Source organism: Leptolyngbya sp. KIOST-1 (assembly GCF_000763385.1).
Lineage (GTDB): Bacteria > Cyanobacteriota > Cyanobacteriia > Phormidesmidales > Phormidesmidaceae > Nodosilinea.
Genome location: NZ_JQFA01000004.1, coordinates 1762386 through 1775065, shown reverse-complemented (window position 1 = coordinate 1775065; position 12680 = coordinate 1762386). Strand labels below are relative to the sequence as shown.

Here is a 12680-nt window from a genome sequence, read left to right as displayed (position 1 = left end):
TAGCAAAAAGTTAGAGCCAAAATTCAACTGCAATAAACGCTTCAACCATCATTGCAAGAGGTGAACAAAATGGCTACCAGCAACCCAGTCGACGACAACAATTTAACGCCGTCCCACTACGATCCTCACCTGATCCCGGCCGAAACTGCCGCTCGGGCTCAGCGTGAAGGGGCAGCCTTTGGCCATGTCGATCACGATCCGCAAAGTCCTGAGCAACTTCATACTCGCGACGGTTACACGGTCGATCAGGAGGGGTTAATTAATAACTATGCCGTTGAGCCGCCCATGTACATTAAGTACCCAGGTGACTTGGCCGAGGTGGAAAAAGCCAATGCTGAACAGCGGGCTCGCGATCGCAAAGCCATGGCTGAGTCCCACGATTGGCATCACAAAGGGCCTGGAGTGGTCTAGCGGCAATATCAGCTGAAGGTCCGGTTCGGAGGGGAGATTTCCAATCAGAAACGATCCTATGTCGAATCGGACTCGCCATCAACCAGGAGCCGTTATGTCCAGCCATCAACCGACCACTGCGACAGGTCATGGGTCTATCAGCACCGCCGAACTGCTGAATCGCTATGCCCAAGGAGAGCGAGACTTTAAAGGAATTAAACTATTCGGTGCCAACCTGCACAGGGCCTCTTTAGGGGGGATTGACCTCAGTCGGGCTGAGCTAGTGGGCATCGATTTGTCCCAGGCTTCTCTGCAAAACGCTAATTTCAGCGAGGCCAATTTAGCTGGGGCAAATTTAGCACAGGCTAACTTGTTTGGCGCTTTTTTAAGCGGTGCAAACCTAAGTCAGACCGCCCTAAAAATGGCCAATTTAACCGAGGCTGATTTAAGCGGTGCTCTGCTTATTCAGGCCGACTTGCAAGACGCTTTGCTGCATTTAACCTGCCTATCTGAGGCCAATCTCCAAGGGGCCGATTTAACCGGAGCTAAAATGGGCGGCGCGAGACTGTGGAAGGCCAATCTCTGTGAGGCCAACCTCCAAGGCACCGACCTGTCGGATGTCAACCTCTGTGAGGCTAACCTGTGTGGCGCCAACTTAGATGCGGCCGATACCAGCGAGTGCGTCTTGACGGGGGCAACGATGCCGCCGGGCAATGTGCATGACTAGCGTGGCATACCCTAGGGCGTGTCATCAATTGTGGTTAAAAGCTCGGTATATCAAGCTTTGCCACGTCCGACCCAAAGGACAGGCTAGGGGCTTTAGGAGATCTCTAGCAGAGAATCTACCAAGTCGTTAAGGTAGGCATAGAGCTCATTTTCAGCACTGACCACCGATGACAAACGATTCACCTTGCCTTCCGGTACGTCCCAGTCCCTCTCAAGTTGACGACCTTCGCCTGGCTGCTTCAACGTTAAAAGGAGCGACCCGCCGCGCCTTTCAAGCTGAGATGGCTCTGAAATACTGTGACAGTCATCCCCGTTTAGCTGAAAGTATCTTTGGCTGGGGTCGCCAAACGGTCGCGTTGGGCCTGGCCGAAAAGCGGAGCGGTCTGGTCTGTGTCGGAGCACAGTCAGGCTTTGGGGGCACCCGCAAGTGGGAAGCGCGTTACCCTGAGGCCGCCGCCACCCTGGTGAGCATTGCCGAAGCCCATAGTCAGCAAGACCCGAGTTTTACGACCTCGATTGCCTACACTCGCTTAACGGCACCCGAAGCGCTGAGACAACTGCAAGCCCACGGTGTGGCTGAGGAGCCGTTACCGGCTCTCAGCACGATGGCGGTCATTCTCAATCGCCTCGGCTATCGCTTACGTCCTGTGGTCAAAGCCAAACCCCAAAAAAACTACCCGAGACCGACTTGATTTTTGAGAATCTACAGGCCAAAGACCAACAGGCCATGACCCAAAACGCGGTGCGGTTGAGCCTCGACTGCAAGGCGACGGTGTGCCTCGGAGACTCCTCACGCGGGGGCAAAACGCGGGGAGATACTCAGGCTTGTGACCACGACATGGGCATCAAGGACAAGTGCATTCCCTGTGGCGTCGTGGATGAGGACCGAGGGGATCTCTACATCGAATTCGGCCGGTCCTACAAAACCAGTGATTTCATTGTCGATGTGCTGGAACACTGGTGGGCGCATCTACCGTCATCCACCCGGCAGGCGCTGCCTCGCATACAACTCAAAGTCGATAATGGTCCCGAAAGCAGCGGGGTGCGAACCCAGTTTCTCAATCGCCTCGTAGCCTGGGTTGACCGGATTGGTAAGCCGCTGCAACTGCTTTACTTTCCGCCTTATCACAGTAAGTACAATCCCATCGAGCGCTGTTGGGGGATTTTAGAACAACACTGGAATGGAACACGCCTTGCCGATGTCGAGACGATGCTGGCCTGGGCCCAGAGCATGACTTGGAAACGCCACCATCCCACTATCCGGCTGAACACAACAACTTACGAAAAGGGGATTGCGTTAACGAAAAAGGAGATGAAGCGCATTGAAGAGCGACTGGAACGACATCCGCTGTTACCGAAGTACGACATTCTGATCCGTCCCGCTTAGCTGGTAATTTCTTTCCTAGTTATCTCCTTAACCCGTAATTTTTGGGTGTTTGGCAGCTAATTGATGACAGCCCCTAGAGGCTCAACCGCTCAGCAGGGCTTCGACAAACTCATAGCTGGAGAAGGGCCGCAGGTCTTCGATGCCCTCGCCCGCGCCGATAAAGCGGATGGGTAAGCCCAACTGCTCCACCACGGCCAGGGCGACGCCGCCCTTGGCGGTGCCATCGAGCTTGGTCAGCACCACGCCGCTGAGGTTGGCGGCTTCGGCAAAGACTTCGGCCTGGCGGAGGCCGTTCTGGCCCAGGGTGGCGTCGAGCACCAGCAGAGCTTCCACCTGGGCGGTGGGAGCTTTTTTGTCCACGATGCGGCGAATCTTGGCCAGTTCGTCCATCAGGTTCTTCTTGTTCTGCAGACGGCCCGCTGTATCCACCAGCAGCAGTTCAATGTTGCGGGCCTGGGCGGCAGCGATCGCGTCGTAGACCACCGCCGCCGGGTCGGTGTTCTGGCCGGGGTTGGCAATCACCTCCACCTCACTGCGAGCTCCCCAGGTTTTGACCTGCTCCACGGCGGCGGCGCGGAAAGTGTCGGCGGCGGCAATCAGGGTGTTGTAGCCCGATTTTTTGGCAATGTGGGCCAGCTTGCCGATGGTGGTGGTTTTGCCCGCACCATTCACCCCGGTCATCAGCCAGATATTGAACTCCCCCTTCTCAGGAGTAAACGTGAGGTTGTGGGCGTCCCCCAGGGGCGCATCGAGCATGTCCCGCAGAATGGACTTCAGGTAGGCGATCGCCTGGTCTGGCGGCAGCACCTCCTGGCGCATGCGCCCTTGCAGGGCCTCAATCACCTTGTCGGTGGCCGTTACCCCCACATCGGCCTGCAGCAGTAGCGCCTCAATTTCCATTACCGCATCGTCGTTGAGCGGTCCCTGGCCGACAATGGCCTTCAGCTGGTTGACCAGACTGAGGCGGGTTTTGTTCAGCCCCTGGCGCAGCTTGTTCAGCCAGGTAATTTCTTCAGCGGAGATGTCGTCGGGGCGGCGGCCCTGGGCGGCCAGCACCTCCGCTGACCAGAGAAAGGCCTCGTCGAGGTCAATGTCCGGCAGGACGGGGTCAGGCGGCGCGGCGACGGCGGCAACGGGTTCCGGCTCCGGTTCGGGCTCCACAATGGCGGTCGCTTCCAGTTGGGCCAGGCGCTGCTGGCGCTCTTCCTCGGCCTGGGCCCAGAAGGGGCGCGGTGCGGCGGGTTCGGGCTCGGGTTCTGCGGCCACGGGCTCCGGCTCGGCAGGCTCAGGCTGGGATGCAGATTCTGGGGTGGCGAGCTTGGCAGGCTCGGGCTCGGTGGGTTGGGCAGGCTCAGCAGATGGTATTTCCGCCTCAGCAGCGACGGGTTCAGGGGGCTCAGCGGCGGCGATCGCTTCCGCCTCAGCCGCTGCCTCGGGTTCGGCAGGGGACGGTTCGGCCTCAGCCAGTGCCTCGACTGCCACCGGTTCAGGTGCAGACTCCTCGGCCTCCGTTGCCGCATCACTGGCCTCCGGTTGGGCCGCAGCCTGCTGCTTCTGAATATTTTGGTAGGCCGCTTTGGCCCACTTCAGGTAATCCTCCGACGAAAGCTGCGGGCTGGTGGCACCGGACTTTGCGGTTTCAGGCGCTTTCGCCTGATCGGCCTTGGCTTCGGCAGCTTTAGCGTCGGCCTCGGCGCTGTCCGATTTGTCAAAACTGCGCTGAAACCAGTTGAACCCAGCCATATGGAGCTACCTTGCGGACGTCGTTACTGTTGTTAATCCTATCGTTCTGCGGACCTAACCAGAGGGTTCACCCACTCACCTACCCATCCACTCACCCACCTATCTACACACCCTCTAACCGACCGGCCTATCCGCCTCCATCGCCACCTCCCCCTCTTCGCCGCGGCTGACCACCCGGCGCAGCACGCCGTTGATGAAGCGGTAGCCGTCGTCGTCGCTGTAGCGTTTGGCCAGCTCCACCGCCTCGTTGATGGCGACCCGGTCGGGGGTGCCCAGGTAGTACATCTCGACCACGGCCAGGCGCAGAATGTCGCGATCGATGCGGGCCAGGCGTTTGAGATTCCAGGCCACCATCGCTTCATCGAGAATGCTATCGACCTGGGCCTGGTGCTTGGCGGTGTTGCTGAGCAGCTCCAGGGCAAAGGCTTCGATTTCGGACTGGTTGCTGAGGCGAATAAACTCGGGCAACTCCACCGCGTGGGCCAGGCGATTGATGGCCGCCTGGGTGAGGTCGATCGCCGCTTCGACCATGCTGCGTCCCTTTTCTACGTCGCTGGCGCGGGTGCCGCTGTCAACCAGGTGCTGGTTGCCTCGCTTCAGCTCGTCGGAGGCGGTTTCGAGGGCATCTTTGGCCTCGGCAGTGAGGGCTTGAATGGCGGCCAGCAACAGCTTCTCAAAGTCCCGCGTGACCAGTTTGCCGGGCTTCTCAGAAAGTTGGCTGAGGCCCAGCAGGGCCAACTCGCGAGCCATACGGCGAGCTTGCATAGTCATCGTCTCCCAGCGGCGGTGCTAAGGTCTTGCCCAGAAAAAGCAACCCCAGCGGCAGGTTCAGGTGCAGCGGGGGTAGTCAGGCTAGAACCAGGCTATATCTTAGCAATCTTCTTCCACCGGCAAGACGGAAAGTTGCTGAGGATAGTCAGACCGCTCGGCCGCCTCCTCAGCGGTGCGATCGCGGCTCAGATCCAGCTCACCCTGGCCGAGGGAAATAGGCAGCTGCCCCTCCTCGACCGTCGCCGTGATCCGATCGGGGGGCACCGCCGAGGCCAGGTTGGGGCCGACAATGCCGCCGGAGAGCAGCACCTTGAAGGCATCTTCGATGGAAATTGAAAGGTTGACCACATCGGTTTCGGGCACGATGGCGTACCAGCCGCTGGTGGGGTTTGGCGTAGTGGGGACAAACACGCTCAGCATTTTGGCGGTGCTGGGGGCGGCGGCGGCGGTCATGGCCCCAGTCACAAAAGCGATCGCCCAGATTCCCTTACGCGGATACTCCACCAGCACCACCCGGCGAAAGCGCGAGTTGGAGTCCTGAAAAACGGTCTGGAGCAACTGTTGCAGGGTTTTATACACCGATCCGGCCAGGGGGATCGACTGCACTACCTTTTCGCCCACATCCAGCAGCCAGCGACCCGCAATATTGCGCGCCATCAGACCAATAATTAGAATCGCCAGCAGGGGTACCGACAGGCCAATCAGCAGATTGATGATGTTGACCAGGACGGGGTTGAGGCCGTCAAAGGGGGTTAGCTGCTTGGGAAAGCGAGTCAGCAGCCGCACCACCCAGGCTGAAATCGTGATCGTCAGCCAGATGGTAGTGGCTAGCGGAATGACTACCAGCAGACCGGCGATCAGATCGTTTTTGAGGTCTTGCTTGATCTTTTGCAGCACAGAGGGCTCGGGGTGATCAGGGCTCGAAAGCGGTGGAGTATTCAGGGTAGGCGAACCGTTTAAATCCATAATCCCAAAATGGTGTAAGGGATGGGTAAGGCGGCAAAGACCGCTGAGCTAGATCTAGGGATGGGTGGCTTGGGAACAGACCATCAAATCATCTAAACAGTAACGACCTTATCTAGTATTGTAAACATTTGTATAGGGAACGGGAGCAGAACCTTCCCATTCTAAAGGTATGCATGAATAGCTGATCTCAGGCAAACGTCCTGCCGTTGTCCCTCCATCCTAAAACAAATGGGTAGCGAGGGTAACATTCCGCGTTTCCGCTGGACTTGATGCCAGCTCTCAGGCTAGCCCCAGCATGTAGCGGGCCAGGTTTAAGTAGAGCAGCACCCCCAGCACATCGACGATGGTGGTAATAAACGGGGCCGACATCAGCGCCGGGTCAAACCCCAGGGTTTGAAACAAAATGGGCAAACTGCCCCCGGCCGTAGAGGCCAGAATAGAGATCGCCACCAGGCTGAGGCCCACGGTCATGGCAACGAGCAAATCGCCCTGCAGCAGGAAGGCCCACAGGGTGACGACGGTGCCGAGCATGAGCCCCAGCACGGTACCGGCGATCGCCTCCCGCCGAATCACCGAGAGAGCCTGCTTGGGCCCAATTTCCTGGGTGTTGAGACCGCGAATCACCACCGTTGATGACTGCGCTCCTACGTTGCCGCCGCTGCCAATCAGCAGCGGAATAAAGGCGGCCAGGGCCACCACCTGCTGCAAAACCTCCTCCTGGCTGCGGATTACGGCGGTGGTGGCGGTGTTGGTAACCAGCAGCACCGAGAGCCATACCACCCGCTTGCGGGCGACATCGAACAGGTTGGCCTGAAAGTAGCTGTCGCCGCCGCTCTGGACGCCGCCCAGCGTATAGATGTCCTCAGTGGTTTCGGCCTCAATCACATCGATCAGGTCATCCACGGTGATGATGCCCACCAGGCGGTCCTCGGTGTCGACCACGGGCACCGCCAGAAAGTCGTAGCGCTGCACCAGGCGGGCCACTTCCTCCTGGTCGGTATCGGTGCGCACCGAGATCACATCGCGGGTCATCAGGTCGCCAATGGTCTGGTCCGGCTGGCCGGTGACCAGATGCCGCAGCGAGAGGATGCCGGTCATGCGGCGGGCGGCATCGGTGACAAACAGGTAGTAGATGGTTTCGCTGACGTAGGCGCGGCTGCGAATGTAGTCGAGGGCGCGCAGCACCGTCCAGCCCTCCTTGAGGGCGATGTACTCGGGAGTCATGATCCGCCCGGCGGTGCCCGGTTCGTAGCCCAGCAGCAGCGCCGTCGCCTCCCGCTCCTGGGGGCTCAGCTGCGACAACAGGCTGCGCACAAATTTGGCGGGTAGTTCGTCGAACAGGCGGGCCCGATCGTCCGGCGACATCTTGTCGACGATATTGAGGACGTCCTGGCGCTTGAAGTCTTCGATCAGGGTTTGCTGCACGCTGGTGTCGAGGTTTTCGTAGACCTCGATCGCCTCGCCCTTGCCCAGCAGTCGAAAGGCGATCGCCTGCATGGCCTCCGGCAGCCCCTCGATCGCCTCGGCAATATCCGCAGGCTGCACCGGCACCAGCAGCGCCTTGGCCCCCGGCAAATTGCCCAATTCCAGCAGCACCTGAAGCTGCGAGCGCACCAGCTCCTGCAGCTCCCTGCGGTCTACCGTAAGGGGGGTCGATGTAGTCTGCGCCTCGGTCAATGGCGGCATCTCGGCTAAAACAACTGCCACTAGTCTAGTGGCCCCTGGCCTTCCAGAGAAGTCTAAACCGTTAGGATTATTCTCTCAGCTGGGCTAAGCGAAGGTTTGGCCCAGCAAATTGACGCTTTCCTTAATCGCGATCGCTAAGGGTAGGTATTGCCCACTCTTAGCGACTAATCGCTACAATCCAGGCGTTAACTTACTCCCCAGTGCCTTTGTCCTCCCCTCCCCGCATTGCTCTAGTCACCGGCCCGGCCCGCTCGGGCAAAAGCGAGTGGGCTGAAGCCCTGGCCGAGGCCCTAGCCGCCCAGTTTGGCCAGTCCGTCACCTACATCGCCACGTCCACAGATGATCCGGCGGATCTGGACTGGCAAAAGCGGGTGGCGCTGCACCGCGATCGCCGCCCCGCCCACTGGCAGCTTCGGGAAGTACCCATCGCCCTCTCCGAAGTCATCCTTGCCGCCACCGCCCAGGACTGCCTGCTGATTGACTCCCTCGGCACCTGGCTGGCCAACCTGCTGGAGCAGGACAACGCCACCTGGCGAGCCACCGTTGAGGCCCTAATTGAGAGTCTGCGGCAGAGCCCCAGCCGCGTCATTCTGGTCTCTGAGGAAACCGGCTGGGGGGTGGTGCCTGCCTACCCGGTGGGGCGCTTGTTCCGCGATCGCCTGGGCTATCTCACCCGCCGGGTGGGCACCGTCGCTGGGGCGGTGTATGTCGTCATCGCCGGGTATGCGGTGGATGTGAAGGCCCTGGGGCACCCGGTTTAGCCCGGAGAATTGATAGCCATCGCCAGAACCGTTAGGACGTGGCCAACGCCTTTGAAGCGATGGCTATACGCCATTGCGCCGCCCCAGTTTTTGCCTTTGGAAGAGGCCAATGTCCTAAGCGCAAGGGCCATCGCTATAGAGCCGGCTGGGCTCAGGATTACAGAGCCGGCTGGGCTCAGGATTGGGGATACTTTTCCTGCCGCAGAATCTGGTTGTCCTGTCCCACCACCCGCACCGCCTGGGGAGATTGGTTTGCCGGAATAAAGATGGCATAGAAGTCGTTGGTGCCCTCATCCCGCAGGATTTGACCATTCCCCAGTACAACCTCCACGGCTGCCACCGCTGGAGAATGGATCCGCCCAAACAGAATTTGAATGGTGCTGTGCAGGGGGGATCGGGTGGTCGTGCTGCCCATCAGATCGATGTAGCCAGCCTCGGCCTCGGCCCTGGAACGCTCATCCACATTCCAGGCCGCCGAACCAGTACCCTGGAGCTGCCACTGCCACCCCCGCCAGGCAAAAATTGAGCTGCCCAGCAAGTCGTAGTTCTGGTAGGGGTCATCGAGGTCGGCCCCGGCACAGGTGGTCCGGTACAGGACAATTGCCCGGCCCTGCTCCTGCCGACTCCCCAGCAGCTCAACCTCTCCCGCTGTAGTTCCCTCCGGGCATTGGGATACAATCCGCTCGGGATCCAGCAAGTCCTCCGGCGAGAGAAACCGGTTCGGGGTACACCCCACCACCAGCCACGGCACCAGACCCGCCAGTGCAACAACAATCGCTTTCATGCCCATCCATACCGCTGTACAGAAATGCTGTACAGAAAACTCTGTACCAAGTCCAGCTTGCCATCCGTGGTGTTCTTGCCAGTTTTTCCACTGGCCAAACGTCACCGCTAGCTCTGGGCCGCATTGAGTACCCCCAGTCTAGCGATTGCGACCTTGGGTAAGAGTCCCCAGGGCGGGGGAGCAATTGCTGGGGGCTCCCCAGCCCTATACCTCAAACCCCTCCAGCTCAACCCCGCGCCACTTACCGTCAAACTTCTCCGCCACCAGGGGGGTCAGGGTCAGCTTCGGCGGATTGCCTGGGGCTACCTCTACGCGCAGACCAGAGTAGGGGCGCTTGAGGCGGCTGCCGTCGCCTGTGCGGCCCAGATACAGGTGCGATTTGGCCACCGGGCGCACCGTGCCATCCAGGGTCTCGGTGATCTCGGGGCCTTCCTTGCGCTGCCGCCTGAGGCTGTAGCCGCTGCCGCCGCAGACCACCCAGGCCGTGTGGGCGTCGGCGTGGCCCGTGTCGCCCGTGCGCAGGTAGTCAAAGCAGTGGGCATGGCCGTTGAGCACCAAATCCACTAGGGGGCGGCCCTGGGCAGCCTCGCCCACCTCGGTGGCGACGGCGTTGAGCACCTGGCGCAGGTGGTGACGCACCGCCAGGGTTTGTCCCTGGGGCCACTTGGTGGCTTCGCTGACGTAGGGCGGGTGGTGAAAGAACAGAATGCGCCCGCGCACCGCTGGGTTTTGCCAGGAGGCGATCAGGCGATCGCGCAGCCAGTCGAGCTGGGCCAGATCCACGGTTGATACGCGAGCGCTGTCGAGCTGCTTGGCAATGTCGTTGAGCTGCTCGTCGATCGATTCCATTTGCTCGGTGATGTCCTCCTGGGGATCGTCGCCGTCCAGGCCCAGAACGTCCATGCCCGCCTGGCGCATCAGGTCGGCCTTGGCGGCCTCGAGCTGCTGGCACTGCCGCTGTAGCTCCTGACGGCTGGCCCGGTCGTGAATCACCGGCAGGGGCTGGTTAAAGGTGTTGGAGTCGAGGGCAAAAAAGTCGATACCGCCGTAGCGGAAGGTGTAGTAGCGGTTGGGCAGGCGGGTAAACTGGCCGGGGCGGTAGGTGAGGGCCAGGGTGCCGCCGCCGCAGTCTTCCACGGGGCTGGTGTAGTGGGCCTCCAGGTGCTGACCCAGCTGGCTGGGCGGCACCGCCCTGAGGTAGTCCAAAAATGCCCTGGCGTAGGCATCGCCCCGCTGGGAGCCGCGCCAGCCCACGTCCAGGTCCAGGTAGGAGCGCAGGGCATAGCGCAGCGGCCCGGTTATCCCCGACACCAGCCCAATCAGCGCCGGCAGGTCGTAGTAGTCGTGGTTGCCCAGGACCGGCAGGATGGGGTGGTTGAACACCATGCGATCGTAGGGAATCTTTCGGTAGTCGTCGCCCCCCACCAGCCACTCGCGGTAGGGTTTGATAAAGTTGGTCGGATACTGGTCACGGGAGCCCACCAGGTACACCACATCGCCCGTGTGGAGGGTAAAGCGGGCCGAGTCGAGGTGGGGCAGCAGTTGTTCGGCCACCTGCCGCTGGGGGCTGCTGCTGCGGTGCCGCCCCGTGCCGCTGTCCCCCACCACCAGAAACGAGAAGGCGTCGTCATCGGCACCGCCTTCGTCGATTACCAGGCGGGTTTGGTCGATACCCCGTTCGACCACCTGGGCATGCTGCCATCGCACCCGCTGCTCCATGCAGCGAATTTTGGTCTCAATCGACGGTTCGGTTATCAGTTTGAGAGACATAGCGCTAGGTGCGGTGTGTAAAATGACCCCGTAGCCTGGATGTGCTGACGACCAACGGAGCATGAGCCCCATGGGCCTCTATAACGAAAGGATTTTGCCTTACCTGATCGACGTTTCCATGGCCGGGACCACGCTGGAGCCCTATCGGCGGGAAGTCCTGGCCGAGGTGGAGGGCGCGGTGCTGGAAATTGGCTTCGGTACCGGCTTAAATTTACCCTACTACCCCGACCATGTGCGTCACCTGGTCACCGTAGATCCCAGCCCAGGGGTGCATCGTTTGGCCCAAAAGCGCATCGATGCTTCGCCCATCGCCGTCGACCATCGCCTGCTCAGCGGCGAGGCCCTGCCCATGGCAGAGGCCACCTTTGACAGTGTAGTCAGCACGTTCACCCTGTGCAGCATTCCTGAGATTGAGCAGGCCCTGGCTGAAATTTACCGCGTGCTCAAACCCGGTGGACGGTTCTTTTTTGTTGAACACGGCCTCAGCGATGAGCCCGGCATTCAAACCTGGCAAAATCGGCTGACGCCTCTGCAAAAGCGCATTGCTGGAGGGTGTCACATCAACCGCAACATGCGCCAGCTGATCGAGCAGCAGTTTGACCAGGTGAGCCTGACGGCCGCCTACGTGGAGCGGCTGCCGAAAATTATGGGCTACTTCTACCGGGGAGTGGCCACCAAGGCTTAGCCCACCCAGGCTTAACCTGGCGGGCACAACGCCGAGACTGCGCTGGGAGAGATTGTGGTCTGGGGGCAATTCGCCGTAGGGTACGGTTAGGCTGATAAGTAAATTCGTTAGATCAGTCTGTGGGGGGCGATCGCGCTCAGCCCCGCTGCACCGAAGCCTAGCCGTTAGGGACTCTGCCTGCCATGGCCACCCGCCTCTGGAACTTCTTGATTGCCGACCTGGGCGATTTGGGCGCTCTGGCCTCGCCTGGTACCGCCGATGCCGTCGATGTGGTGCTGGGTCTGGCGGCGGCACTGGCGGCGGAAGACCTCAATATTCCAACGGTTGCGGCCCTGGTTAACCAACTCGACTCCCTGCTAGATGCAATCAACTCTCCGCTGGGCAAACTGGTAGGGGCCAACCTCCCCCTGCTTGCCATCGGGGCTGGGCTGATTGAGTACTACGTGGCGGCTACCCAAACGCCGCCTACCCCGGCTCAGGCGGTGGCCCTGGCCAGTCAGGCGGCCTATCTGGAGAGTTTTTGCACCTTTGCCAGGCAACATCCCAAGATCGAGCAGTGGCTGAGGGCGAAGGACAACACCCCCCGGGCCAAAACCATCACCCTGCCGGTCAAAGCCCTGGGCATTTTTGAGCTGACGGAGGCAGAGGCACGCCTGGCGGCGGGCTGCTTCCATCAGTCGGCCCTGGCCGCAGCCTTTAACAGAGCGCTGATCGCCCGACTGGTGCAGCTGGGGACGACCCCGGATCAGGCCAGCCGGATCACAGCGGTGGTGGCCAGACATACCAATCGGCACCTGCGAACGGCGATCGCCGCCGCCGGAGACCTGGTGCCGCCCCTGCTAGAGCGCGATCGCCCCAGTCCTTAGTCAAGCTGACAGCCCCTAGAGCCCCAGTGCCAACAGCGGGTTTTCAGCCAAAAGACCAGTTTAGGTTACTTATTGATCCGCCTTCAGCGTGTCACTGCTATGGGCCGGGTACTCTACCTGCAGAGGATCGTGCACTATCCCCTGA

Annotated in this window: 11 protein-coding genes and 1 pseudogene; 6 read left to right on the top strand and 6 right to left on the bottom strand. The window is 60.6% G+C overall.

Features of this window, described 5'->3' with window-relative positions; all coding sequences use genetic code 11:
• Positions 1-69 precede the first annotated feature (69 nt).
• The 3 genes and pseudogenes from NF78_RS24810 (at position 70) to NF78_RS33595 (ending at position 2503) form a co-directional block, all read left to right on the top strand.
• Positions 70-411, top strand: coding sequence for a hypothetical protein (locus NF78_RS24810; RefSeq protein ID WP_035994010.1), 342 nt, complete (start codon positions 70-72; stop codon positions 409-411).
• A gap of 94 nt (positions 412-505) precedes the next feature.
• Positions 506-1117, top strand: coding sequence for a pentapeptide repeat-containing protein (locus NF78_RS24805; RefSeq protein ID WP_052050925.1), 612 nt, complete (start codon positions 506-508; stop codon positions 1115-1117).
• A gap of 166 nt (positions 1118-1283) precedes the next feature.
• A pseudogene (locus tag NF78_RS33595) lies at positions 1284-2503 on the top strand (ISAzo13-like element transposase-related protein).
• Between the two features lie 81 nt (positions 2504-2584).
• Here NF78_RS33595 and ftsY read toward each other — a convergent pair.
• The 4 genes from ftsY to mgtE all read right to left on the bottom strand — a co-directional run bounded on the left by ftsY (position 2585) and on the right by mgtE (position 7690).
• Complete coding sequence (ftsY, locus tag NF78_RS24790; protein ID WP_035992614.1) at positions 2585-4246, bottom strand: signal recognition particle-docking protein FtsY; 1662 nt, start codon at positions 4244-4246, stop codon at positions 2585-2587.
• Positions 4247-4360: 114 nt separating this feature from the next.
• Positions 4361-5011 (bottom strand): transcription antitermination factor NusB, encoded by a 651-nt coding sequence (gene nusB / locus NF78_RS24785; protein ID WP_035992613.1) that lies wholly within the window; start codon positions 5009-5011, stop codon positions 4361-4363.
• Positions 5012-5116: 105 nt separating this feature from the next.
• On the bottom strand, positions 5117-5983 hold the full coding sequence (locus NF78_RS24780; RefSeq protein WP_197064958.1) for a DUF502 domain-containing protein: 867 nt from the start codon (positions 5981-5983) through the stop codon (positions 5117-5119).
• 279 nt (positions 5984-6262) lie between these two features.
• A complete protein-coding gene (gene mgtE, locus NF78_RS24775) occupies positions 6263-7690 on the bottom strand; it encodes a magnesium transporter (protein ID WP_318655509.1) in 1428 nt (475 codons plus the stop codon).
• A 179-nt stretch (positions 7691-7869) separates the two neighbouring features.
• Here mgtE and cobU point away from each other — a divergent pair, with 179 nt between their 5' ends.
• The gene (gene cobU, locus NF78_RS24770) at positions 7870-8430 is read left to right on the top strand and encodes a bifunctional adenosylcobinamide kinase/adenosylcobinamide-phosphate guanylyltransferase (protein WP_412768538.1); all 561 of its coding nucleotides are present in this window, start codon (positions 7870-7872) and stop codon (positions 8428-8430) included.
• A 175-nt stretch (positions 8431-8605) separates the two neighbouring features.
• Here cobU and NF78_RS24765 read toward each other — a convergent pair whose 3' ends face one another.
• A complete protein-coding gene (locus NF78_RS24765; protein WP_035992606.1) occupies positions 8606-9214 on the bottom strand; it encodes a hypothetical protein in 609 nt (202 codons plus the stop codon).
• Positions 9215-9418: 204 nt separating this feature from the next.
• Positions 9419-10984, bottom strand: coding sequence for a metallophosphoesterase family protein (locus NF78_RS24760; protein ID WP_035992604.1), 1566 nt, complete (start codon positions 10982-10984; stop codon positions 9419-9421).
• Between the two features lie 70 nt (positions 10985-11054).
• Here NF78_RS24760 and NF78_RS24755 point away from each other — a divergent pair, with 70 nt between their 5' ends.
• Both NF78_RS24755 and NF78_RS24750 read left to right on the top strand, forming a co-directional pair.
• Positions 11055-11669, top strand: a complete 615-nt coding sequence (locus NF78_RS24755; RefSeq protein ID WP_035993999.1) for a class I SAM-dependent methyltransferase — start codon at positions 11055-11057, stop codon at positions 11667-11669.
• Positions 11670-11851: 182 nt separating this feature from the next.
• On the top strand, positions 11852-12535 hold the full coding sequence (locus tag NF78_RS24750) for a hypothetical protein (protein ID WP_035992601.1): 684 nt from the start codon (positions 11852-11854) through the stop codon (positions 12533-12535).
• Positions 12536-12680 lie beyond the last annotated feature (145 nt).